This is a genomic window from Novosphingobium sp. NBM11, assembly GCF_015390225.1.
Classification (GTDB): Bacteria; Pseudomonadota; Alphaproteobacteria; order Sphingomonadales; family Sphingomonadaceae; genus Novosphingobium.
In genome coordinates, this window is the sequence record NZ_VUOG01000001.1 from 623105 (window position 1) to 645906 (window position 22802).

Sequence of the window (22802 nt, forward strand, 5' to 3'; positions counted from 1 at the left end):
CTGGTGTGGGAAACATCCGAAACCGGCCTCCGAGCGAGGAAAAACGACGGCCGGCTTTCTTGGTCCAGGCGCGATCGTTGGGGGAGGTGCCTGGGACCAAGAGTCGGTTCAACCGTTCAGCTTGTCCTTCACCGCTTTAGCGGGCGTGAATGTCAGCTTCTTCGAGGCCGCAATCGTGATGGTCGCGCCAGTCGAGGGATTGCGACCTTCGCGCTCCGCGCTGGCCTTCACTTTGAACTTGCCGAAGCCGTTGAGCGAAATCTCCTCGCCCTTCGCCGCCGCGTCCGCAATCGCCGCGAATACGGTATCGACGATTTTCTTGGCGTCGGCCTTGCTCGAGCCGGTGGCGCTGGAAAGATGGTCGGCGAGGTCGCTGTTGTTCATGATTCACTCCTGGTTGTTCCCCTGCTGATCTATCGAGGAGCGGATAGAGCGACAAGCCTGCTGCCACCGCGCCGCTTAATCTTGCACCTCTGACGATACGGAGCGCGCTACCACGCCGAACCCGAGCATTCGCTCCCGCTTGGCCTCGTTGGTGGGCGAGTCGGGCGATTGCGGGGTCGTCGCGACCGAAGCACCGCCAAGCCTAACAGGCCTTTCGGAGAAAATCGCAGGACCAAAACGCCGCGTGAGGTGGTCTGCGACGCTTAGGGCATAGTGCCTTTGGCGCCACGCTGTTGGGCTGTGATAGACCCCGATCGCGGCCCAATAGTCGCCGGTCGACCGCAACGCCGTGAGAAAGATCCAGCGGGCGACGTCGGCATTGAAGCAGGCATCAGATTTGAGCCACGTGCGAACGTCCCGTTCGGGCTGCCGCAGCACGGCCGCGATCTTCGGCACCCACCAGCTGTTGATCTGAAGCGGCCCCAGGTCATGCGACCCGTTCGTGTTGAGGATCTCGGCGCCGACCCAGCCCCCTTCCTGGTCGCGCAACCCCCAAAGCGTTTTTTCCAGCCAACTCTTGCCGCCGGCGGCGCGCGCAATGCAGCGTGCGATCTCGGTGTCCGGAGGTTTCGCCTCCGCTGACAGTGGAGTTGCGGCGGATGCCGCGAACACCACGCCAAGGCAGCCGGCGCGCAGAACCGATTTGAGGCGGCATTGGGCGAAGAATGAGGAGCCGGTGTGGTTCATCGAAATAGTCTCCGTGATCAATGTTCGGGACCGTGGGCGGGGTCGGCATCACGGGTGTCATGTACAGGGGCCGGTGTGGGGTCGGGTCGGGCGTCCGCGCGATCGGCGTCGGCAGGCGCGCGATCGACGACGGATTGCAGGAAGCGGTCGAGGACGTTGGCGATCCCGCGCGCATTTTCGGCAATCCGCTCTGGCAGTCCCCGTGGCGCATTGCCGCGCTGATCGAGTTGTCGGCCAAGGATCATGTCGCGCCGCTCGGAACGCTCCCGATCCTGGTCCGCGCGTGCTCGCTCTATGGGGTCTGCATGGCGCGCCGCGAGACTGTCGCGATTATCCCGGTCCAGCCTTCCCAGCCCTTCCAACGCGGATGTCTTTTCGCCCGAATGGGTCTCGAGCTTCTCGGCGAGGCGCTTCTCATCCTCGGTCCAGAGCTTCACGCCGAAGCGCGCGCGGGTGATCGCCGTATAATAATTCTGGCCGTTCACGAGCCCGGAATTGACCGGCGCCAGCACATACACCCGGGCGTAGGTCTTGGACTGCGCGGAATATACCGTCTCTGCGTATCCGTGATCCCAGTGCTTGTGCTCGGACAGGTCGATCTGCTGCACGCGCTCGCCTCGGTCCCAACGGATCGTGGCAACGGTTCCATCCATCTTTTCGACCGTGCCACGCTCGGCATTCTTGAGATCGAGCGCCTTGTTCACAAGGCGCCACTGGATCCGATCGCCCTCGGCGAGGTCGCGATTCTCGGTGTTGAAGACATTGATCTGCTTGACCTGGCTCTGCCGCGGATCCCAGCGGATGATGCGGCCATTTTCGTCGACCAGTCGCACGACCTGCCGCCCGTTCTCGGCGCGCCCGATACCGACAACGCGATACTGGACGTCGCGCGCGATCCCCGCTCCAAGCTGATCCTTTGTGAAGGTCACCACCTGCCCGCCGGAATAAAAGCGGGCATAATGTTTCTCCTGGTCGGACATGCCGCTCGGCGTCAGGACCTGGAGCCGAGCGTCTTCGGCCGCGATCGCGCTTTCCGATTTCAGGGTTTCGCGAATCTTTGAGTTCACGATCAGCCGGGTGGCATTGTCGAGTACGAGGATGTTGGTGGTTGCGCGGTTTTCAGGTTTCAACCGGGTCCATTCCGCGACCAGCCCTTTCGCTAGGGCCTCGGCCCCCTCCCCGCTCACGACCTTGTCGAGGTGCGACAGCGAGGCGGCATATTCCGCCGCCCGCGCATGCGTGACCGCGGCTTTCATGCTTTTCGTTTGCTGACGCATGGACTCGGTAAGTTGCGCGGTGGCGAGACCGAACCGCTGCATGAGCCAGAAGGGCTTGCCCTGTTCGATCGCGCCGGTCTGCTTGTCATCGCCAAGCAGGATCAACCGCGCTCCGGTCATCCGGCTGATCTCGAGGATCCGGATGGCCTGGCGCGTACCGAGCTGACCGGCTTCATCGAGAAGAAGGACATGACGGTCGGTGATGCCACGGCCGCCGCTGGTGAGGATGCTTTCGACCGTCCTCGATTCAACACCTGCGATCTGACCCGTGGTCGCGGCCGCTGACGATGTGGGGGCCAGCGCCACGAGCACCGTGCCAGGTTCAGCCGCCTGTCTCAGGGTATTCATCAACGTCGATTTGCCGGCGCCGCCGACGCCGTGGATGCCAGTGACCCGGTCCCGCGACAAGGCCGATTGAACGAGGGCCTGCTCCTGATGGGGCGTGAGGCCAGCGGTCTCCAGCGCGACCAGGAGGCGGTCGGCGGTGGCGATAGGTCGGGCATCATCCAGGGCCAAAGCGAGGTGCTGCGACAGCGCCATTTCCTGACGCGCGCTGCGCCTGCTGGTCCGGCCGCGGGTCAGAGTCTGATCGCCCGTCGGCGCACGGGTGACGAGGAGCTTGCGCTTCGACTCATGCTCGGCAAGCAACGGCCGGACATCGGCAAGCCTCACCTCTCCGACATGGCTGGCCAGCGCCAGCCTGTACATGCGGCCGAGATTGTTCACGGCTTCGCGGGTCTCCGCCTGCCGCAGACCGAACAGACTCGCGCGACCGGCGGTTCGGCGGTCGACATCGATGATCGACGTGCCCCGGTCCTCGACCTGCGCGGTGAGTTTGGCGAGGTCCGCCTCATAGGGTTTCGCGCGCGCGGCCCACTGGCTATGGAGCTCGTCGAGTGTCGCCTTCACCTTGGGACCGCGCGTCTGGTAGAAGGATTGGCGGCGCGCTGCCTGGCCGGTTAGCCCGTGTTCTTTAGCGTGGGCATCGATCTGCTCGGCGCGCTGGGAGGTGTCCTTGATGAAATCCTTGGGAACACCGACGATCTCGAACAGGCCGCGCCTCGGATCGAACTCGACTTCGTATCCGATCTGCCGAAGCTCGTGGGCGAGGTCGTTGCGATAGACCTGCCCTGCAACCATCTGCTCGGCGAACATCGCTCGTGTCTCGAGGCTAGCCAAGGACGAACCGTCCTCCCGGTTCGTGATGTTCATCACCACGACATGGGTATGGAGATGCGGATCGAGTTCGCGGCTGGCATGCTCGGTGAAGCGGGCGAAGACCAGGCGGCCGGTGGTCTCGTGAACGATCTGGCCATTGTCGCGTCGGCGCAGCGACGCATGTTCTTCAAGATAATCGAGTGCCGTCCCGACCGCTTTTTCATGCGCCGCGATGATCCGCTCATCGCCCATCACCAGCGCCATGATCGACACCGATTTGGGCGCGTTGACCGCGAAGTCCCAGCCGGGATGATGCTCAATCTCGCCATTGGCGCGGTGACGACCGAGTTGCTGGCCGCCGATTCTTCCGGCCAGCAACTCCTGAAAGATTTGGGGATCGACCGGACCGGATAGCCCTAGCTCATCCGCAATCCGGCCACCCCATTCCGAGTGTTCGTCGCTCCCTTTGGTGTAGTAATCGCCCACGGTATAATATCTGGCGATATTGCCGGGCGTGCCCTTCAGGCGGCGAGGATGGATCATGCCGGGTTAGCCGGACGGGCCGGCCCATTCTCGCGGTCATAGACATCAAGCTCGATCCGGATCCGTCCGCGCTGCGGGGCAAGCGTGAAGGCCGGAGCAGGTGCGACAGGGTCTGTCGGCGGGTTTTCGGCGAGTTTCGGTTCAACCCCCTCCCCCTCGGCGGCCCCAGTGCTGCCGCCCTCGAACAGGTCAGGCGATGTCGGCGGTGGCGGTGGCGGCACCGGTCGTGCAGCCTTCTTGCGTCGCGGCGGTGATGGCGGCTCGGTTGGCGTGGCTTCGGCATGGATAGCGGCGATCAGGGCCTCGCCATCCCGGTCGCGCACCGGCGGCGTATCGCGTTCGACAAAGGCGTCGGCGATGGTCGCGACGGTGTTGAAACGGTCCTGGAAATGCACCACCGGCAAGTTGCGGCCGAACCGCAGGAAACCCGACAGGTTTGGTAGATTGGTCACTTCGGTGTGCATGACCAGCGGGCGGGTCACCTGCATGCGCGACAGGTTCACGCCGTCGCGCATGTCGTTGACGCCGTAGGACATGCCCTCGTTCGCCTCGACCTGCTCGACCTGGCCCAGATTTTCCGAAACATGCTTGGCGGTGGGGGTGTCGTTGGCGCGCAATGCCACCCAGGTCGAGCAATAGCCGGTGATCGCAGCGGCATCCTGGATACCGTAGGTCGCCTCCAATTGCGGGTAGGACTGGAACCCCAGGATACCGCACCCGCCATATTTGCGGGCGCGCGCCAGGAAGTCGGACAGCGATGGCAGTTTCTGGAGCGTCGGGAGCTCATCGATGACGCAATAGAGACGTCGGCGGCGATCCGGCGCCAGGCTCATGATCGCCGAAATGGCGATATCGAGCCAGACCGTGATCAGGGGCCGAAGCGACGGGAGCTGGTCGGCCTTGACGGTGATGAACAGCCAGCCATCCCCCTTTTCGTTCGCCACCCAGTCCCGGATCGACAGTCCTTTGCGGGTGTCGTCGAGATAGGAGAAGCTGCGCATGACGGAGGCAAGTTCGGCCTGGATGCCGGCAGACGTGCGCTCCCCTTCGAGGCTGATGAAAGCCGCGGCGTCGGTACCAGCGGCGAAGGCTGCAAGATCCTTCAGCTTGGACCGCAACAGGCGATCAAGCAGGATCGAGACCAGCATTTGCTTCTGATGCGCGAGCTTGCGCATGACCGCGACGAGCGTGCCGCGGGCGGCCTTCGCCCAGAATGGATCACCCGCCTTGTCGGGGATCGTCGACTCAGCGATCTGGTCATAATGGTAATCGCGCGGGACGTCGCCCCAGGGCGACCAGCGGCTGGTGCGCTTGTCGAGTGGATTGAGGAGCACATCCTTGCCCGGGCGGTAGAATTTCTCGACGAAGGTGCCGGCAGTATCATAGATGATCGCCCGCTTGCCCTCCTTGCGGATGCCCTCGAGCATCTTGACGATGAGGTTGGTCTTGCCGGTGCCAGGCGCCCCGCAGAGCAGCACGTGTTCGGGTTCATAAGCGTCGGGAATGGGGACGCCGCCGATTGAGAAACTCCCCTTGCGCTGGCGGCGCAGCAGCCGCTTGACCTGCCGGATCGTCCCGAAGCGGGCACCGCGCAGATACTCGTTCGACCCGAGTCCCCTGCCCGTCCGCGTGAAGGTGAACCAGGCGAAGAAAAGAGCGAGCAGGGCAAAGGCACCGGCGATCAACGCGCCATGAATGAGGTCGAGCTCGACCTTGTGCAGGGTCTGCTTGGCAAGCTTGGACGCGAGCAGCCAATCGGCCGATGTCCAATATTGATGTCCCGAGGGCGTCTCGAACAACACCGGATCGTTGGTGCCGGCAGCCGCATCGACCTTGAAGCTCGCCTCGACCAGCTTGCGCAGGATGAACAGCTCATAGTCGGTCGACTTTTCGAGCGCGTACCAGATTGTGCCCATCACCCAGAGAACCAGCCCTGCGATGACGGTCTGGAAAAACACCTGCGTCGTCATCCGGACGTTGTGGACGATGGCCTGACCGCCCCGGGTCCAGGAGCCGAGCGTGTCGTTTCGAAAGATGCTCATCGCGGGTCTCCCGCGTCCAGCTGGGTGGGAAGAACCGAGCTGGGATGCCCGAGATACAGGAGGGGCAGGAAGCCGATGGTCCAGGGGATGGTCGGCAGATGCGGCGACGCCTGAAGCACGGCGGCGGGAACGGGATCAGTCCGTCGTTCGTCCCGGCTCATCGGTCGGCCTCCGGGTCGAGCAGCCCCCTCTCCCGCAAAATGCCGCGCGCCTCCGTCATCCCCTTCTGGAGGACATCGGGCGTGCGCTGGCCGATCGACGTGCCGAGGATGGTGAGGATCTGGATGCAGGTCGCGAGGATCTCATCCTGCGACGAATAGATATACCGACCGCGGGGGTCGGCCGCCTGTTCCAGCACCGATCGGACGAACACGGAAAGGGAAAGATCGGCGCCTGCCGCACGCCGACTGAGGCGGTCATGCAGGACGCTATCGACCCGCACGCTTATTCTGATCATGTCGTAGCTCCAGCACTGGGAGCTCGACGGGCAAGTCTTGAAGCATGGGGATCATAGTCCTGGTTCCCCTGTTTTTCAACGATTTACTGTGTCCGACATGTCCGACACGGAAAGGCACGCAATTCCAGCCGCTTGCGCTTGTGGCCTTCATCCGCGGGTGACATGTCAGACGGCGCCGCTGTTCCGCGTCTGACACGTCGGACAGAGCTATATCGTTGATTCATATGAATTATCGCCTCGCAGCACCCGTGCGTACGGTGCATTACAAACGGCCAAGGCCGTGAGTGCTCCCCTTCGCAGCGCTCTGCGCGCTGCGTTGTCTCGACCGGGCATGGGCGGACAATCCCCGGCAGGGGATTTCTTCTTCTCGCCGGCGGCACGCCGGCAAGCTCATCTCGATCGCGCTACCGTTGGTGTGCATGAGATCGATACCCCAAGTTCGGGATTGAACGCGCGCGAACCCAGCTTACAATCCGGGACGGCGGGCAGACCCATCACAAAGGACGATGGACATGCCCAAGATGACGGAACGTGAGCGACTTGCCGACCTCGAAGCGCGACAGCGCAAGGTCGCCGACGAAGTGGAAAGTGCCCGGCGCGCCCTGCGCGATCGCTATGCGGGGATGGTGACCGAACTCCCAATCGAGGCGCTGACCGAGCGGGATTTCAAAGACCTACTCAACCAGGCGATCCGGGTCGGTGGGAGTCAGGCCCTCGCCGCCCTGAAGGCGCTGCCAGTGGCAGCGGCCGAACCAAAAACTCGCCCGAAGGGTGGCCCAGCGACGAGCATGGCGTAGCCACGCGCAGGAGGCCGACAGCACGCTGTCGCACCGCCCCGCGACGGACCCGATCTCTGATCGGGCTCCCGAGCGGGGCGGTTCTCTACGCCAACAAAAAAAGGGATCGGCCGGGCATCATGCCCAACCGATCCCCATCACGATCTCAGGCGACAGCGCCGGCTGTGCGCTGATCCGAGAGCCGGAAGAAGTGCGCCGGCACCCGCTTGTCGCGGACCATCCGGGCGAGGTGCGACTGAAGTCCTGACCCCTCGCAGACCAGCGCTTCGACGGGGCGCAGTGCCAGCAGCCGCTCGTTGCGGGCGAACCCTGCCCGCTTCCCCAACCGTGCGTCGAGCGTGAAGGCCACCAGCTTCACACCCGACCGCGCCGCCCATGCCGCCGCGATCGCGTCGCATCCCTTGTTCTGGGCGGTCGTCGCCAGCACCATCGCCGGGATCCGGGCGTGGATCGCGTCGAGCTGATCCCACAGGAGCGGATGGTCCTCCCATTGCTGGCCGCCCGAGAAGATCACCACCGGCCCCTGCGGCGCGTGTTCCTCGATGCGGCGCTGGCGGCGTGCGGCGAGGAAGTCGGTGGCGGCGATGACCGAGGCGGTCCGCTTTCCCGACACCAACGTCGCGCGCGGTGCCGACCATGGCCGGCCGGTTTCGGCATGATACATCTGCGCCGCGTGATCGCGCATGCAGGCGACCGCATCCCGGGCTTCGTCCAGCGACTGGCAGAGCGTCTGGGCCTCCTCCAGTTCGCTCGTCGCGACCTCGCTCCCGTCGGCGGAGCGGATCAGTCCGTTGACCTGCTGCGCCGCGCGATCGGCTTCCCCGTCGAGCTGGTCGGCGACCTTGTGGAAGCTGTGAACGATGCCCCAGGCGAGGCGGTCGGCGATGCTCTCCAACCGGGTGTCGCGCAGGACGTCGAACAACGTCGTGATAAGGAGTTCGGTCGCGCGCTCGGCCTCCAGCGGATCGGGCATGCCGGCATCAATGCTGTCCTCGGCGCGGTCGATCCGGAACTCGCCCACCGTCTCGGTGAAGGCGACGGCGAAGCGGTCGCTGGGCTCGGCCGTCTCCTCGGCATAGTGCGCGGCGATGTCGGCGAAGCGGGAAATGGAACGGGGTGAATGCGTCATGATGGCCTCCTGAAATTTAAAGAGGCATTTTTCCCGGCACGGGCTCTGAGCGACGGGGTCAAGGATCGCGAAGCGACCGCGTAGCGGCGATGGGGGTCACGATTTTCTTTGGCGGCCACCGACGTCGACGCTGAGGCGCTGTGTTCGATCCGCAAAAGAAAATGGTGGGGCCCCGTCGTCCTTGAGGCCGGCGCTGTCCCCGTGCCATGCTTGGACTTCTTGATAGATAGAGAGAGGCTGTGATTCGGGGGGCTCGATGCCCCCCGAATCGCATCGGCCGGTGCGGACCCTTTGTCCGCACCGGCCGTCCCGCACGTCTGAGGATTGTGAGACGCTAGCCGCGCGTAACACCCTTCCACGGCGGTCAAGGAGAAGGGCCAAGCCTGTTTGTCACTCGCCGCCCTTGCATAAAAATAGGCCGGCACGCGGGAATGCGTCCGGCCTCACAGGAACTTCAGATCGTCAGGGGTTCAGCCAATCGAACCCTTCATGGTGCCCGCAATGATCGCAGGCGACCGTGCGGTAGATATTGAGCGAGCCTTCCGCGCGCTCGACTTGGCCGTGCTCGGCTGGTTCGCCACAACGTGGACACGGCGCTCCCCATCGCTCGTCGGCAAGCTCCACGCCGCCGGGCTCGATGCAACCTCCATAGCCGATCATGGCTGCTCCGATCTATCGGTGTCGGGAGGTAGATAGGCCTCATACGGGTCTCCATCGTGAAGATGGCCGAACGGCGTCATCACATAAGCACCGTCGTCCCGTCCCACGGCGCAGATAACGTAGCGCGGGACGCCGGTGACCGCGTCGGTGCACTCCATCAGGGCGAGATTACCGTCCTCGGCCGCGCGGCGCAGGGTTGCGAAATTGCGCCGGTACACATCTGGTATGGCCATGTCGGCCTCCTGTGAAACGGTGGGGAAGGAGGCGGGAGCGAAGCCCCCGCCCCCGATGCTCAGGCCCGCATCCGGCGTAACGCGGTATCGGCGATCTGATCGGCCTTGCGGAAGGCATGGATGGGCACGCCCGCCTGTTTCAGAGTCTGATAGAGGTTCGCCTGCAGCCCCGAGCCTTCGCAGAGCACCGCCTCGACGGGCTTCAGTTCGGCGAGCTTGCGGTTTCGGGTGAAGGCGGTTTTCCGACCCGAACCGTAGAGGCCAAACGCCACCAGCGGCACGCTATTGCGGGCCGCCCAGGCCGCCGCGATCGCGTCGGCGCCTTTGCGCTGTCCGGTGGTCACAAGCGACATGTGCGGTACGCGCTGATGGACCTCGTCGAGCCGCGCCCACAGGGTTTCCCAATCGTGCCACTGGGCGGGTCCGGAAAAGACGACGATCGGTCCCTTCGGACTGTGCTTCTCGCGGGCGGCAAGTTCGCGGGCACGCAGGAAATCCTGCGCCGCGATCTGGCTCGCTGACGATGCGGAGGATGCCCGGCTTCCCCGCGCCGGCGACCACGGCCAGCCCGACTGCGCACGGTACATCTCGGCCGCATAGTCGCGCATGCACTCGATCGCCTCGCGGTGCTCGGCGGTCGACTGGCAGAGGAGCTGCTTCTCCTCCAGCTCGTTATTATAGACCTCGCTCATGTCGGGATGTCGCACCAGGTCGCCGATTTCGGCGGCGAGGCTGTCTTCGCGGCGTTCCAGCTTCCCGGCGACGAAATGGAAGCTGTTGACGAAGCCCCAGGCGATCTCGGCGGACAGCGGCTCAAGCCGCGTGCCCGCGAAGAGATCAAAGATGGTGGCGATGATCGCCCCGCATTCGGCCTGAACGGCGAAGGGCTCGGGCATGTCATGCTCGCCGGGTTCATCGCCAAGCTCGACGATGCTGAGCGGCATGGGATCGCCGAACGCCGCCTGAAATTCCGGGGTGGCGATCATTTCGGCATAAAGCGTGGGCAGGTCGGCCAGGCGGCTGATGCTGTTTGAGGATGCGGTTCGAGCCATGATGGCGAACTCCTTGTCGAAAGGGGAAACAAAAAAAGGGCCGGAGGCGCTCGACGCACCCCCGGCCCTCGTTCACTTGGCGGTCAGAACGGGATGTCCTCGTCCACGTCCGCGTCCGTCCGGTCGCCGTTCAGGCTGCCGTCGGCGCCGGCGGTGCTGTCACCGAAGCCGTCCTGGGTCCGTGGCGCATAGTCGCGCTGGCTGGTGCCGAACCCACCGCTGCCGAAGCCGCCGCCGAACCCGCCGCCGAGATTTTCGCGACGCCAGGCGACGGTGAATCCACCCGCCTCGTTCGGGAACAGGGCGACCGGAAGCGGCTCGGGCAGGCTCGGATCGTCGATCTGGCCCGCGAGGAAGACCTCGCCGGTCTTCTTCGACACGGCTTCCCAGAGCGCCCCGATCTGCACCCAGCGCCGCGCGATGTTCAGCGCCACGATCTCGTAGATCGGCGCCTTCTCGCTCTGGCTCTGCACCGGGCGAAGCCCGATCCTCGGCAGGTCGATGGTGCGCGTGAAGACCGAACCCATCAGGCGGCCGTTCTCCTTCTTGAATTCACCAATGTTCATCGCCTCAACTCCTTCGAATGTCGCTCTCGAGACCATCTCGGCGACACTCCTCCAGATCCCCCTTTCCTCTGATCCCCGGCCTCCCCGCCCGCGCTGCCGCCCAAGAACAGCGCCGCGCCGCCACCAACTCCTCCCTCCCCCGCCCCGCCGCGCGCCCAACCGCCGACGCGCGCTCGTTCGCCCGCGCCCGTCGACAACTAGGCAAGGCTTCCGGGGCAAGTTTGGCGTGTGGGTTAGGGGGGCGCGAACGGGAAAGGCCGGCGGGGCACCGACGCGGCGGTGGATTCGAGGAAAGTGTGGGGCGATCGGCATCAGTCGCTGCGGCGCATGGCGCCGTTCGGGTATCCGGAGCTACACGGGCAGAAATGCCGTTGGCTAGGCGTGGCCTGCGGGATGCGCGGTGCCGATCGGTTTGACGATGACTGGGTGGTGTCGGCCGAGCGTAGTGAGAAGCCGGTCTTCGGTCTGATCGAGGGCGTCGATGCTCTCGAACATCTCGGTGGTGTAGCAACCGCGGGCAAAGGAATCGCTCGTTGGCGGCACCATTACAGTAAAGTTGGCGGGCCAATGGCAGAGAAGCAGGAGCGGCCAGCCCGGAGCCGGCGCGGCGTAGCGACAGAAGACAATGTCACCACCATTCAGCGCCGAAGGGCGTCGGTCGAATAAGTCTGGGACGACGGGGAAGTCCCGCTCGGCGGCGAGAAAGGTCTCGATCTCGTCGAGTTCGAAGCGGGTTTCGATGATGATGGGATAGTAGCGGCCGAGCGGTAGGCTGGGGGCCGCGTACCGCGGTGGTATATCAATCACCAGGATATCCGGCATGGTCGGAATCGGCCGACGATACAGTATTCGGCGAACGGCGAGGTCGTGGATCAGGCGCATCGTCACGGTAGAATGACGGCGTGGCTAGACACCGGTCAAGGTGAAGCTGCGCGGCCCGGGCGGGGCGAGAAACGGCTGTTATGCCGCGAGTCGGTCGACACCCTCATTGAACCGGTCGAGCCACTCACGCATCCGTGGGCGACGCTCGATCGGGCTACCGAGCGGTTGCTTGCGCGGTGTTGCCTGACCCTCGGTCCAGTTTGAATTCAGCGAGGGACTGGCGGATGATCTGCGCCCCGCCGGTTATGCCAAGGCCTGCGATGATCGCGGCGACCGCGAGATCCGGCCAGGCCGTACCCGTGCCGATGACGCCGGCGGCCGCGAGCAGCACCGCGAGATTGCCGATCGCGTCGTTGCGCGAGCAGATCCAGACCGAGCGCATGTTCGCATCGCCGCTCCGGTAACGATAGAGCATGAGCGCGACGCCGCCATTGGCAATCAGGGCGATCATGCCGACGATTCCCATCGTCCCGGCCTGCGGCACGCCCCGGCCCATAGCGGCAAGAATCGTCGTGACCAGGACATAGAGGCCGAAGGCGAGGATCGTGCCGCCCTTGAGCAAAGCAGCACGCGACCGCCAGCGCAGCGCCATGCCCGCGACGCCGAGGCTGATCGCATAGTTTGCGGCATCCCCGAGAAAATCGAGCGCATCCGCCTGGAGCGACCGCGATCCCGAGGCGATGCCCGCGCCGATCTCACCGGCGAACATCACGACATTGACGGCCAGCGCGATCCACAGAACGCGCCGCCAGCGTGTGTCTTCGATGCGCTGGGTTTCAGCACAGCATGATCCGCAACCGGCCATGTCGCCTCGCTTCCCTTGAGTCGAGGCGCTATATGCACCCTGTAGCAACTACAGGGTCAAGCGATGAAGATCGGTGAAATGGCGTCAACGACTGCGACCAACATCGAGACGGTGCGCTATTATGAGAAGATCGGCTTGCTGCCTCCGCCGGCGCGCACCGGCGGCAACTATCGCAGCTATGGACCGGAGCATCTGGCACGCCTCTCGTTCATCCGGCGGGCGCGCGATCTTGGCTTTTCGATCGAGCAGGTCCGTGCCCTTCTCGATCTGTCGCAACGGCGTGGCCATGACTGCGCGACAGTCGACGCGCTCGCCACGGCCCATCTTGTCGAGGTGGATCGCAAGATCGCCGACCTGACGGCGCTGCGCCGCGAACTGGGCGCGCTCATCGAGTCCTGCGCCGGCGGCACCGTCGCAGATTGCCGCATCCTCGAGGCGCTCGCGCCGAATTCGTCCGATATGGCGTAGGACAAATGTTTGATCAGGCCGGGGACCGCAGCGCCGTGTAGTTGCGCGGCCCAGGCGGGTCGAGAAAGCGGCAGTCATGCCGCGATTCGGTCGACACCCTCATTGAACCGGTCGATCCATTCACGCATCTGCGGGCGACGCTCGATCGGGATATCGGCGGCAACAAGCTGGAAGTCGACAAGGTCGACGGGAGCCCCGGCGATGATGGCATCGATCTCCGCGGGATCGAGCAGAGCGTTCGCACGAATGAACAGCGTCATGGAGCCGGGTCGAGACTTGGTAGAGCTTCGCCACAATCCCTCGACATTGCGCAGGCGCGGTGCGGCACGCGCCTCCAGGAGCACGATCAGTCGGAGGCACCAGCGCGGGAGTGTTATCAGTTCGTTCGGTTTTTGCGCCGCGCAGAAGAGCAAGCCGATTTGATCGGGATGGGAAGGCCCTCGGCGCGGATCCGTGCGGCACAACGCTGGCGGTCCCACCCCCACTCGCGAAGTGGATAGCGATAGTCATAAAGCGGTGAGACATGACCTTCGCGATGTGCATATCGCCGGGTGTCGGCGGGTGAGCTGTCATAACCGATAAGCTTCACCACACGCTGGCCGTGAGCCCATGCTCGTTGCGCTGGCTCCCAGTTCTCAACCCATTGATCTTGAGGCTGAATTTTCCATTTCGAGCTGCACGAATGGCGCCCGAAACTGATTGACGGCAGGGTCGCGTTAGTCAGGCAGTTCTCAAGTAACGTGAAGTAGGGCGGCCAATGTTTGAAGCGCTTCGGGACGTAACGGACGACATGATGCTCGATGCCGTGATCGTCCATCCATTTCTGGAAGATCGGGAGATACGCATAGGTTTCTTCGCGCTCGACTCCAGTATCGGCCGTCAAGACGACGGACAGGGGGAGGCAGGGCAATCGGGTGAAGAAGTTCGTGACAAAGCGCTGATGTGCTGAATCAGTGGGGCTCCTTTCTACAGGAGGAGCGGCAGGGAGGATGGCGAGCGGACGGGTGGATGAAGGGGCTTTCGCGGAAGCGGGTCTATTTCTGGGGTATTTTGAGGATCTTCCCGACGCGCGACAGCCGGGCAAAGTGCGTTATCCGCTAACCGAGGTTCTTCTGCTGTGCCTGCTGGCGGTGTTGTCGGGGGCGGAGACGATCACGGACATCGCCAATTTTGGAGCTCGCAAGCTGGCGTTCCTACGCCGGTTTCGGTCGTTTGCGGGTGGCACGCCGTCCCATGATCATCTCGGCGACATACTGGCGACCCTCGATGCCGATGCGTTTCAGCACTGTTTTGTCGCCTGGGTATCGTCACTGACCGGCATGGCATCAGAGGTGATTGCCATCGACGGCAAGACGGTGCGGCGATCCAAGGGTGCGAAGGCAGCGATCCACATGGTATCGGCCTTTGCCGCGCGCCAACGATTGGTGCTGGGTCAGGTCAAGGTCGCCGACAAGGCTAACGAGATTGTCGCCATCCCCCGGCTTTTGGAGATGCTGGAGATCGAGGGTGCGATCATCACCATTGATGCCATGGGCTGCCAGCGCGCCATCACGCGGCAGATCATCGATCAGAAGGCCGACTATGTCTGTGGAGAATCGATAAGCGCATATGACATTGGCGGTTGCAGGCAGTATCTGGCGGCCTTCGAGAACCATAAATCTCATTCGCAGAATCGGTTCTCGATTCGCCGGTGGCCCCCGAGAATCGATAAGTGATTCTGCCCCGGATTACTCGATGGTGTAGCCGAGCGCGCGATATCCGGCCTGACGCTTGGCGGCCATGCGTGAGAGCATCGGGACCGCATCGTCGACATAGTCATAGACGAGCACGTCAGTTTTCCCGGCGTGCCGCCGATGCAGGCGCCCGACATACTGCGCGAGCGTCCCTTTCCAGGAGATCGGCATGGTCAGGAACAGCGTGTCGAGACGGTCGTCATCGAACCCTTCGCCGATATAGCGGCCCGTTGCGAGGATGAGCCGCTCCTCGCTGTCAGGCACACGCAGTGCCGAGTCTGCCACCTTGCGTTCCGCTGCGCTCATCCCACCCCGCAGCACCACGAGATTACGCACGAACCGGGATAACCGGCCCTGCAGATATTCGAGATGGTCCTTGCGCTCTGTCAGGATTACTGGCGAGCGCTTCGCCTCCAGGGCACGGAGCACGTCATCGAAGATAAGATCGTTTCGGGCCTCGTCCTGCGCCAGCGCGGCATAAACCGCCGGCATCGGCGGTCTGTCCATGATCGCGAGCGGCTGCGGCAGCCGGAATGCTGTGCGTCGTTGCCGTGTGCGATGGGCGATCCCCCGGCGAGCGGCCTGGGTTCGCGCATCTACCCGATAGCGGATCGGGCCGCATTGCATGAAGATGATCGGCTGATGCCCATCCTTGCGCGCAACCGTGGCGGACAGGCCGAGCACGAACCTGGCCTTGGCGCGCCGGGCTACAAGTTCGAAGCTCGCCGCGGACAGGTGATGGCATTCGTCGACGATGAGGTGACCATAGTCGCCAACCAGATCCGAGACCTCGCCGTGCCTTACGAGGCTCTGTATCAGCGCCACGTCGATCACGCCCGTAGGCTTTCGCTTGCCACCGCCGATCGTCCCGATCAGCTTCGGATCGATATCGAGGAACGTTCGCAGCCGTTCGACCCATTGGCTGACCAGCTCCTTACGATGGACGAGCACGAGTGCATTGACCCGCCGCTTTGCGATAAGGTGTGCGGCCACCACCGTCTTGCCGAACGCCGTCGTCGCGGCCAGCACCCCGTCATCATGTGGATCGAGCGCCTCGACCGCCCTTTGCTGGGGTTCTTCGAGATCACCCTGGAAGGACAGGCCGTCCGGGAGCGGAGTCCCTGCCATTCGCTGGTCGTCGATCCTGACAGTGCTTCCATGAGCAGCTATAAGCGCAACCAGTTCGTCGAGGCATCCTCGCGGCAGCCCGATATGTTTCTGGTGAAGCTCCGCGCAGGAGATGATCCTCGGTTTGCCGAACGTCGGCAGGCGCATCGCCTGCGCCCGATAGAACTCGGGATTCTGGAACGCCGCGAGCCTGACGATCTGCGCGGTTAGCGCCGCCGGCAACCCAGTCCGGTCGATGTAGACCTGATCGCCCAGCACGATCCCAAGTGTCTCGGGCAGCGGTTCGGCCACAGGCAACAAGGGCGGCCGCCGGGACGGTGTCATCCGCCAGGGCTCGGCGGCATGCTCGTCCTCCACCGGCATCCGCACACCCAGCACCCGCCCGCGCATTTCCGCGTCGGCCACCATGCGCGCGGCGTCGTGCGCATCCAGCTGCGACAGCGAAGACAGGAACGCCCATTGATCGGGATAGGGGCGCAACTGCTCATCCACGAACAGGCTGTTTCCACGCCGGCGGGCATGCCCCTGCAGCGGCAGCGCGATCAGATTGCCGAACCCGCCGAGCGGCATGGTGTCCTGGCTCGGGAAGAAGCGATCATAGGAGCCGAACCCGATCTCCGGACGCCGCTCCATCGTGTCGGTCAATAGCGATGCGCCCAGCGCGCGGGCGGTTCGTGCCGGCACGGCGTCGGCGAAGAATATCCAGACATGGCCGCCATTGCCGGATCGGGATCGCTCGAGCGCGGCGGACACCCCTCGCAGGCGGCAGGTTTCCATCATGGCGAGCGCGTCCTCGGCCCAGCTCGCCTTGTCGAAGTCGGCCGCGAGGAACCGGCAGCTCTCGTCCGCAAGCAGCGGGTAAACGCCCGCCACAAAGTCGCCCGCGTCGGATCGCGATACCGCCCGCCCACGCAGATGTTTGTCGATCACCTCGTCCGTCACGGGCAGGAACGCCTGGTGCGCGCACTCGCCGCATTTGACCTGCGGCTTGTCACAGAGTCCGCGTTTCCACTCATTGCCGCAGGCGGGCGCATAGCCGCCGCGCCCGGTCTTGCGATTCTCCCAGCGCAGTGGGAAGACATCTTCACGACCGGCGAACAGCCTGCGGAACAACGCGACCTTCTTGCCTGTCGGCGATGTCGCAGTTACCGGAGGATCGGAGAACAGGGAGATCGCATCAGCTTTTCGGTGCTCGGTCGATTGTTGCGTCGCGACGGCATCCAGCGCTGCGATCACCGCCGCCCGCTCGTCATCCAGGGCCTTGAGCCGGGCCCGCAGCCGCGCCGCTTCATCTGTGCCGGCAGATCCGTTCACATCGCTGCAGTCGTTTCGGGCAACCGATCACGATAGACTCCACGGATCACTTTTTCGGCGCTCTCGCGGTGATAGAAGGGCTGCAGCTTTCGGCTTCCAACGATCGCCGGCACCAGACCGGCGCTTCGCAGATGTTGATGAACCCTGACGGCATGGGTAGCTTTGCTGGGGATACGCGCCAACTCGGCAGCACTGACGAAGCGCGCACCGAACGCTTCGACCTCCGCTCGCCGTAAGGCGGGCACGATCCTGAGCCGTGTCTGTTTCCTGTCGATTGTCAGCCATCCCATTTGTTTGAGCTTTGCAACCGTCGGGATGGTCACGCCGAGGTGGCGCGCGGCTTGCGCCATGAGCATGAACACCGGATCATCCTTATATTCGAGGCCGGCGATCACCGCGTCGGTATCGACCAGTATCTGCGCAATGCCTCGTTCGCTGCGTAAGCGGCCCGTTGCCCTGATCTGGCCGCGCAGCAGCCCGCCGATAATCGCCTCCGAGGACCGATAACAGATGCGCACGGCGCGCAGGATCGTCTCGCTGCCCGGTGGCGGCGCTGTGACGAAGGGCGCATCGCCGTGCAATGCAATGAGGAAGCGGTCGAGATCGGCCAGACGATACTGTGCCGGGATCGACGCTCCACCAAGCGGGAAGGCGCGGGGAAGATAGCGTCGCGTTATGAGCGCCTTGAACAGCCCGAGACCGACGCCGAGATAACGCCGTGCCTCCTCGGGAGAACAGGACTCGCGGAAGAAGGCCGTCAACGGCTCCTCGAGGGATTTCGGCACGACCATACCCCGGGCGTTGCTGGACAGCGAGTCGATCAACCTCAATGCCGCAGCTACGGTCGCGACCCGTTCAGCGGATACGCCGCAGAGCTTCGCCAGACCGCCTAGCGTGGTGAGATCGCCTTCTGTTGCGGGTTGGCGGAACAACATCGTGCCTGCTGTTATCGGCACATTCTTCACCACATGATTCTTGACGGTCTCCCGGATTGGCTCGAGAGCCGGATTGGTGGACAGGCCGAGCCAGTATTGCAGACGCCCATAGACACCCACGGGCGTCAGGCGCTTGAGCGGACATGCTGCCAGCATCCCGTCCAGCATCTTTTCGAACTGGTTGGGGAAGTCCTCGCAGACCGCAAAGCCCGCCGCCATGGTGCGGGCACGCTCCGCAGGCTCCTGCCGGCGCCAGCTGACGATTAATCTGCCCCAGCGTGCGACCGAGCCCACCCATTGCATGATCTCGGCGGCGTCCGCGAACGCCAGGCTGTCGAGGAACGCGTGGGAGATGCAGGGGCCATCGCCAAGCCTGCCGACAAGATAGGCATCGCCGATCTTGCCGTCCGACGTGATCGCTTCAGTACATTCCTGCGTCAGATCGTGCCCACATGTGCAACGCGCTGGTGACAGGTCCGAACGGCGGAACGCGTGCCGACAGGCAGGACATGTCGCCAGCAGCGCCCGACCATGATGAGGACAACTCGATACCTTCGCCAGATCCCACCAGGAGCGCCGCCACGGTCGACAGGCGACCGGCCCGTGACCCTGCTCGATATCCGATCGCATGCAGTCCGGGCAGATACGGGCGAAGTGACAACTATAGCTGATATTGCCGCTGCGGCTCACCAGCTCACCTGCAAGGACGCTCCCACCCTCGGTCTGCATTATCGAGTTACGAAGCAATGTTTCGAGCGGCACGCCGCTGAGCCGCGCGATATCGTGAAAGCGTCGCCCACGCTCCATATCCCGAACGAAGTCGGTCCGGTCGACCAGCGGCACCTGACGCGCAAATTCCAGCTGGGTTTCACAGCCATGCCGCAGGGCAAGCCGGTTGAACAGTGCCCAGCCTGGCTCGAACGCTGCCGGCCGCACCCGCAACGCAAGTCGAGTTGCCGATGCTGTCATAATCCCTCGCGCACGAAGGGCCGCAGGGGTTGCGCGCCGCTTCCGCGCAGCTTTGTGACGCGGCTCATATTCCTGGGCGACGGAGGTACGGTGTCGCGCAGCCAGATCTCGCGTAGGCGTTCGGCCGAACACAGGAAGGGGTTGTCGTGGCGGGCCGGGCCGCCGCTCGGAACTGACGGTTCATCCTCAAGGATCGCATCGAAGTCCAGCATATCCCTGACGTCGGGCTCATAAATCGGATGCCAACCCGCATGAACTTCTCCCAACAGGTTCAGATCGATCGACCGTCGGCCGATCGCCAGTGCCACGCTCAGCGCCTGGCTCAGATATTTGGAGACGATCCCGATCTCGCCGCCCGTCGCGACGTAGATGCGTTTCGCCATCTCATGCTTCGCGAGGCCGGACGCATCCGGCAACCCCATCATCTTCTCCATGACGCCAAGCACGCCAGAGAACATCGTGCGGCCGCTCCGGGTCGCCCAGTCATAGGGCTTGAGGATGATCGTCGGTTGCAACCGACGGCGCAGTTGCATCGTCTTCTCGCCCGGCACGGAGATGTCGAGCAGCCGGGGAAGACCCGCGATCACGATCTGGACTTTCACACGGTTGAGCAATGACTTGATGAACTCGGTCACTTCCGCCGTCATGTCGGGATTATTCTCGTTCACCATGTGATGCCCTTCATCGATGAAGATCATCTCGGTGCCCGTCTCCTCGGCATAGAAGGCGATCTTCTCGATCACCTCGCTGGTGTTCCAATGGTCCCGCGCACGATAGCCGTAGGCGCCGAGGATCGCCCCTACCAGCGCCCGTCGCGTCGTCCGTTCCGGTGCTTCAACATAAACAATGCGGCGGATATCGGCGTCCTCTGTGGCGCTGTCGGGATAGTCGGCCATATAGTCCTCGAGCGCCGTCGTCTTGCCGGACCCAGCAGAGCCGATGATGAGCAGGGCCCGGGCCTTGAAGCGTCGGCTGTCCTCGCGCGGGCGGTATCGGCCATGTAACTCGCGGATCGCCGCCTTCGCTTCCATGTGCCGCGTATGCGGGATCACCGTGGTCTCGAACGCAAGCACGGCGTCGGGCACCGCTGGCCGTGCCGATAACTTCGCGGCGCGATGATGTGTCATCGCCTCGGGTCCGACCATTGTGCAACCAGAGCCTCGATGTCCGCGTCGAGATCTATCACGGGAGGCGACGGCACCGGTGGCTGTTTCGTCGCACGTGGTGCGGTTTCTACCGCCGGTGCCTGCGTTCCTATTTCAGGCGGTCCCTTTTGGCCTTCGATCGGCGTGAAGTAGCGACCGTCGGTCTCGTACCGCGCTGCCCGCGTCTTGCTGCGGACTTTACTCGCCTCACTTTGCAGCTCTCCCGCCGTCTGTTCGGCAAAACCGCGCGCTGCTTCGAGATCGGCGACCGTCACCGGCGCATTCTTCGGCAGGCTTCGCTTTGCGATCGAGCGATGGATCTTGTGCTGATATTTGGAGACGCCCCGCGATATGCTCTGGTCGACACACGGGATCATCAGCCATTCGCCGCGCTCGTCGTCGAGCAGCCAGACCTCACCCAGATCATAGGGATCATAGCGTAACTCCCAGTCTTTTTCCAACCCGCCGCGGCGCGCCAGCAGCGGTTCGAGCTTCTCCCGATCAGCATAGAGCAGCCCCTCATATTGGATGCCGATGTTGGAGATGCGCCGGAAGAAGGTCTCTCCGGTCAGCCGTACAATATGGTCGAAGTCGGGAACTGGGCGCACCGGGTAAAGCGCGCTGAGTTCTCGCCAGCGCTCATAGGGCGTGCATTTCAACGTATCGTGGACGCTGTGATGATAGTCGTCGACGATCCACTTGAGGATACGACTACGCACATCCTCGAGCGACAGCCTTGCCCGCGCCACCGGATCATAGAGATCCATGGTCCGCGACAATGTCGTGCCTTCCTCATGGCTGAACACCTGCACGCCGATGGTCTGGAACACGCGCTCGACCGCGCCCTTCAACCATGGCATTTTCACCGGCAGATTGACGATGCCGATGTCGAGCATCCTGGCGGCCGACTGCAGCGATTGCGACCGGAACTCCTTGCCGTTGTCGCAGATCAGCCATTCGGGCACGCCGTGGCACGGCCAGTCATGCTCAATATCGGCGAGCCCGGAGAGATCCTTCTTCCACAGGGAATGGGCAAGCGCTCTCTGAAGTGAGGCATAGGACGGCGCCTCGAAGCTCAGATGCACCCCTATAATCATGCGGGTGGCGCGATCGAGAAGCGCGGTGAGCCAGGGCCGCCCCAAGGCGCGGCCGCTGTCCGGATGCACCACCACCAGATCGATCAGGCAATGATCCACCTCCACTTCTTCGAGCGGCCGTTCGGGCGGGCTCCGCCGCTCGAAGATGCCGAACTTCAGCCAGGCGGCGCGCCGGCCGAAGCGACGCTCATATTCCTGCCGCTCGGTATAATTGTCGCGGATAAACACGCGGAAGGTCCGGTCGCTGACCGCAGGAACATTCTGTTCGCGGCACAAATCGACATAGCGGCGATAGGCATAGTTCTTCCGCCGCCGCGGCATGCCCAAATACCAGACTTCGACGGCCTGCCGCATGAGCTTGTAGGTATCGGGATGATCGCCGTCCTCGCGCGCATAGCGGGGTTGGCGTGCCCCGCGCCGATGATAATGCGGGATCAGGAGCCGGACATCCCGGCCGTGCCGGCTCCATACGCTATACCACGCCCGCACTGTATAGGGATTGGGCCGGGCCGCTTCCTTGGTGCGGCGCGGCTCGCCGTTCCCTTTTCGCCGCTCCGCGGCCATCCGGGCCGCAAGCGCGGCATCCTCGCGTTCCCATTGTTCATGATGCGCGGCGAAGACAGCCTCAGCGGCAGCGGCATAGGCGCCCATGAGTGTCGGGTGCTCGCCGCGAATCGCGTCGACCATGCGTACATAGGTGTCCCTGCGCTCGGCCTCGCGGCGGATTTCTTCGGGCCAGAACTCCCAGGTTTTCTCCAGCGTCTCGGCGATCACCTTGGGCAGGCCGTCCGCATTGCAAGGATGATGCGCCAGCCGCCGGGCGCCATAGACGATGTCGATTTCATCGTCGCTCCATGTTCGCGCATCGCTGCCGCTCTGCGGTCGCAGAAGATAGCCACGGCGCTTGCGCTCGATCACCAACCAGAGCGCCACCTGACCTTGATCGTCCCGGATCGAGAGCGTGTCGCCTTGCTGGAAGCACATCGGCGTTGCGTTCATTTCGCATTCCTTCCCCGCATGAGGACCGTGTCGTCATCGAGCGGTCGATCGAGATCCACCACAAGCTCGCCGACTGCCACGAGGCCGAGCACAATGTTGACATGCACGGGTCGGCCGCCGAGTGCCTCGGCGGCTGCGCCCAGGTTCGACGGAAAGGGGAGGCGGGTGATTATGGTGTGTATCGCGAGGAGGTTTTCTGCCGCCAGCACCGCCACCGTTGCGCGCAGCCGTCGCGCATTCGATAAGCGTGGCTGTCGCCGGATATCGGTGTCGAGCCACATC

20 protein-coding genes and 1 pseudogene are annotated in these 22802 nt (G+C 63.8%); 3 read left to right on the forward strand and 18 right to left on the reverse strand.

The window, feature by feature from the left end; genetic code table 11:
- Positions 1–108: 108 nt before the first annotated feature.
- From F1640_RS02965 to F1640_RS02985, 5 genes are all read right to left on the reverse strand, one after another.
- Complete coding sequence (locus tag F1640_RS02965) at positions 109–384, reverse strand: HU family DNA-binding protein (RefSeq protein WP_119748262.1); 276 nt, start codon at positions 382–384, stop codon at positions 109–111.
- Between the two features lie 75 nt (positions 385–459).
- Positions 460–1131 (reverse strand): lytic transglycosylase domain-containing protein, encoded by a 672-nt coding sequence (locus tag F1640_RS24805; protein ID WP_206694612.1) that lies wholly within the window; start codon positions 1129–1131, stop codon positions 460–462.
- A 17-nt stretch (positions 1132–1148) separates the two neighbouring features.
- Positions 1149–4109: a MobF family relaxase gene (mobF, locus tag F1640_RS02975; protein WP_194917657.1), complete on the reverse strand. Its 2961-nt coding sequence runs from the start codon at positions 4107–4109 to the stop codon at positions 1149–1151.
- Positions 4106–6151: a type IV secretion system DNA-binding domain-containing protein gene (locus F1640_RS02980; protein ID WP_194917659.1), complete on the reverse strand. Its 2046-nt coding sequence runs from the start codon at positions 6149–6151 to the stop codon at positions 4106–4108. The genes mobF and F1640_RS02980 overlap by 4 nt, the downstream gene beginning before the upstream one ends.
- A 157-nt stretch (positions 6152–6308) precedes the next feature.
- Positions 6309–6593 (reverse strand): CopG family transcriptional regulator, encoded by a 285-nt coding sequence (locus F1640_RS02985; protein WP_375336174.1) that lies wholly within the window; start codon positions 6591–6593, stop codon positions 6309–6311.
- Between the two features lie 527 nt (positions 6594–7120).
- On the opposite strand from F1640_RS02985, the gene F1640_RS02990 reads away from it, so the two are divergent.
- Positions 7121–7405, forward strand: a complete 285-nt coding sequence (locus F1640_RS02990; RefSeq protein ID WP_255530183.1) for a hypothetical protein — start codon at positions 7121–7123, stop codon at positions 7403–7405.
- Between the two features lie 145 nt (positions 7406–7550).
- Here F1640_RS02990 and F1640_RS02995 read toward each other — a convergent pair whose 3' ends face one another.
- The 7 genes from F1640_RS02995 to F1640_RS03025 all read right to left on the reverse strand — a co-directional run bounded on the left by F1640_RS02995 (position 7551) and on the right by F1640_RS03025 (position 12732).
- The gene (locus F1640_RS02995; RefSeq protein WP_194917664.1) at positions 7551–8534 is read right to left on the reverse strand and encodes a DUF2493 domain-containing protein; all 984 of its coding nucleotides are present in this window, start codon (positions 8532–8534) and stop codon (positions 7551–7553) included.
- A 462-nt stretch (positions 8535–8996) separates the two neighbouring features.
- Positions 8997–9194, reverse strand: coding sequence for a hypothetical protein (locus tag F1640_RS03000; protein WP_194917665.1), 198 nt, complete (start codon positions 9192–9194; stop codon positions 8997–8999).
- Positions 9191–9427, reverse strand: coding sequence for a DUF6117 family protein (locus F1640_RS03005; RefSeq protein WP_194917667.1), 237 nt, complete (start codon positions 9425–9427; stop codon positions 9191–9193). The genes F1640_RS03000 and F1640_RS03005 overlap by 4 nt, the downstream gene beginning before the upstream one ends.
- Before the next feature lie 59 nt (positions 9428–9486).
- Positions 9487–10479, reverse strand: a complete 993-nt coding sequence (locus F1640_RS03010; protein WP_194917669.1) for a DUF2493 domain-containing protein — start codon at positions 10477–10479, stop codon at positions 9487–9489.
- A gap of 83 nt (positions 10480–10562) precedes the next feature.
- Positions 10563–11045, reverse strand: coding sequence for a DUF736 domain-containing protein (locus F1640_RS03015; RefSeq protein ID WP_194917671.1), 483 nt, complete (start codon positions 11043–11045; stop codon positions 10563–10565).
- A gap of 375 nt (positions 11046–11420) precedes the next feature.
- The gene (locus tag F1640_RS03020) at positions 11421–11867 is read right to left on the reverse strand and encodes a hypothetical protein (RefSeq protein ID WP_255530184.1); all 447 of its coding nucleotides are present in this window, start codon (positions 11865–11867) and stop codon (positions 11421–11423) included.
- Positions 11868–12081: 214 nt separating this feature from the next.
- Complete coding sequence (locus F1640_RS03025; RefSeq protein WP_194917672.1) at positions 12082–12732, reverse strand: cation transporter; 651 nt, start codon at positions 12730–12732, stop codon at positions 12082–12084.
- A 63-nt stretch (positions 12733–12795) separates the two neighbouring features.
- On the opposite strand from F1640_RS03025, the gene F1640_RS03030 reads away from it, so the two are divergent.
- The gene (locus F1640_RS03030) at positions 12796–13200 is read left to right on the forward strand and encodes a helix-turn-helix domain-containing protein (RefSeq protein ID WP_194917673.1); all 405 of its coding nucleotides are present in this window, start codon (positions 12796–12798) and stop codon (positions 13198–13200) included.
- A gap of 74 nt (positions 13201–13274) precedes the next feature.
- On the opposite strand, the pseudogene F1640_RS03035 reads toward F1640_RS03030, so the two are convergent.
- Positions 13275–14110: pseudogene (locus F1640_RS03035) on the reverse strand (hypothetical protein).
- Between the two features lie 79 nt (positions 14111–14189).
- On the opposite strand from F1640_RS03035, the gene F1640_RS03040 reads away from it, so the two are divergent.
- Complete coding sequence (locus F1640_RS03040) at positions 14190–14915, forward strand: ISAs1 family transposase (RefSeq protein ID WP_206694613.1); 726 nt, start codon at positions 14190–14192, stop codon at positions 14913–14915.
- Between the two features lie 12 nt (positions 14916–14927).
- On the opposite strand, the gene F1640_RS03045 is transcribed toward F1640_RS03040, so the two are convergent.
- The 5 genes from F1640_RS03045 to F1640_RS03065 are packed head-to-tail and all read right to left on the reverse strand — an operon-like array spanning position 14928 to position 22801.
- Positions 14928–17375 (reverse strand): DEAD/DEAH box helicase family protein, encoded by a 2448-nt coding sequence (locus tag F1640_RS03045; protein ID WP_194917675.1) that lies wholly within the window; start codon positions 17373–17375, stop codon positions 14928–14930.
- A complete protein-coding gene (locus tag F1640_RS03050; RefSeq protein ID WP_194917677.1) occupies positions 17372–19279 on the reverse strand; it encodes a TniQ family protein in 1908 nt (635 codons plus the stop codon). Before F1640_RS03050 ends, F1640_RS03045 begins: the two co-directional genes overlap by 4 nt.
- Positions 19276–20406 (reverse strand): TniB family NTP-binding protein, encoded by a 1131-nt coding sequence (locus F1640_RS03055; RefSeq protein WP_194917679.1) that lies wholly within the window; start codon positions 20404–20406, stop codon positions 19276–19278. Before F1640_RS03055 ends, F1640_RS03050 begins: the two co-directional genes overlap by 4 nt.
- The gene (locus F1640_RS03060; RefSeq protein ID WP_194917681.1) at positions 20403–22520 is read right to left on the reverse strand and encodes a DDE-type integrase/transposase/recombinase; all 2118 of its coding nucleotides are present in this window, start codon (positions 22518–22520) and stop codon (positions 20403–20405) included. Before F1640_RS03060 ends, F1640_RS03055 begins: the two co-directional genes overlap by 4 nt.
- Positions 22517–22801 (reverse strand): hypothetical protein, encoded by a 285-nt coding sequence (locus F1640_RS03065; RefSeq protein ID WP_194917683.1) that lies wholly within the window; start codon positions 22799–22801, stop codon positions 22517–22519. The genes F1640_RS03060 and F1640_RS03065 overlap by 4 nt, the downstream gene beginning before the upstream one ends.
- Position 22802: the final 1 nt, after the last annotated feature.

Bases quoted from the DNA above. Each gene is read 5' to 3' on its own strand.
- F1640_RS02990 (WP_255530183.1), top strand. From the start codon at position 7,121: ATGCCCAAGATGACGGAACGTGAGCGACTTGCCGACCTCGAAGCGCGA.
- F1640_RS02965 (WP_119748262.1), bottom strand. From the start codon at position 384: ATGAACAACAGCGACCTCGCCGACCATCTTTCCAGCGCCACCGGCTCG.
- F1640_RS03005 (WP_194917667.1), bottom strand. From the start codon at position 9,427: ATGGCCATACCAGATGTGTACCGGCGCAATTTCGCAACCCTGCGCCGC.
- F1640_RS03060 (WP_194917681.1), bottom strand. From the start codon at position 22,520: ATGAACGCAACGCCGATGTGCTTCCAGCAAGGCGACACGCTCTCGATC.
- F1640_RS03030 (WP_194917673.1), top strand. From the start codon at position 12,796: ATGAAGATCGGTGAAATGGCGTCAACGACTGCGACCAACATCGAGACG.
- F1640_RS03015 (WP_194917671.1), bottom strand. From the start codon at position 11,045: ATGAACATTGGTGAATTCAAGAAGGAGAACGGCCGCCTGATGGGTTCG.
- F1640_RS03055 (WP_194917679.1), bottom strand. From the start codon at position 20,406: ATGACACATCATCGCGCCGCGAAGTTATCGGCACGGCCAGCGGTGCCC.
- F1640_RS03025 (WP_194917672.1), bottom strand. From the start codon at position 12,732: ATGGCCGGTTGCGGATCATGCTGTGCTGAAACCCAGCGCATCGAAGAC.
- F1640_RS02995 (WP_194917664.1), bottom strand. From the start codon at position 8,534: ATGACGCATTCACCCCGTTCCATTTCCCGCTTCGCCGACATCGCCGCG.
- F1640_RS03040 (WP_206694613.1), top strand. From the start codon at position 14,190: ATGGCGAGCGGACGGGTGGATGAAGGGGCTTTCGCGGAAGCGGGTCTA.
- F1640_RS03010 (WP_194917669.1), bottom strand. From the start codon at position 10,479: ATGGCTCGAACCGCATCCTCAAACAGCATCAGCCGCCTGGCCGACCTG.
- F1640_RS02980 (WP_194917659.1), bottom strand. From the start codon at position 6,151: ATGAGCATCTTTCGAAACGACACGCTCGGCTCCTGGACCCGGGGCGGT.
- F1640_RS24805 (WP_206694612.1), bottom strand. From the start codon at position 1,131: ATGAACCACACCGGCTCCTCATTCTTCGCCCAATGCCGCCTCAAATCG.
- F1640_RS03050 (WP_194917677.1), bottom strand. From the start codon at position 19,279: ATGACAGCATCGGCAACTCGACTTGCGTTGCGGGTGCGGCCGGCAGCG.
- F1640_RS03020 (WP_255530184.1), bottom strand. From the start codon at position 11,867: ATGCCGGATATCCTGGTGATTGATATACCACCGCGGTACGCGGCCCCC.
- F1640_RS03000 (WP_194917665.1), bottom strand. From the start codon at position 9,194: ATGATCGGCTATGGAGGTTGCATCGAGCCCGGCGGCGTGGAGCTTGCC.
- mobF (WP_194917657.1), bottom strand. From the start codon at position 4,109: ATGATCCATCCTCGCCGCCTGAAGGGCACGCCCGGCAATATCGCCAGA.
- F1640_RS03065 (WP_194917683.1), bottom strand. From the start codon at position 22,801: ATGTGGCTCGACACCGATATCCGGCGACAGCCACGCTTATCGAATGCG.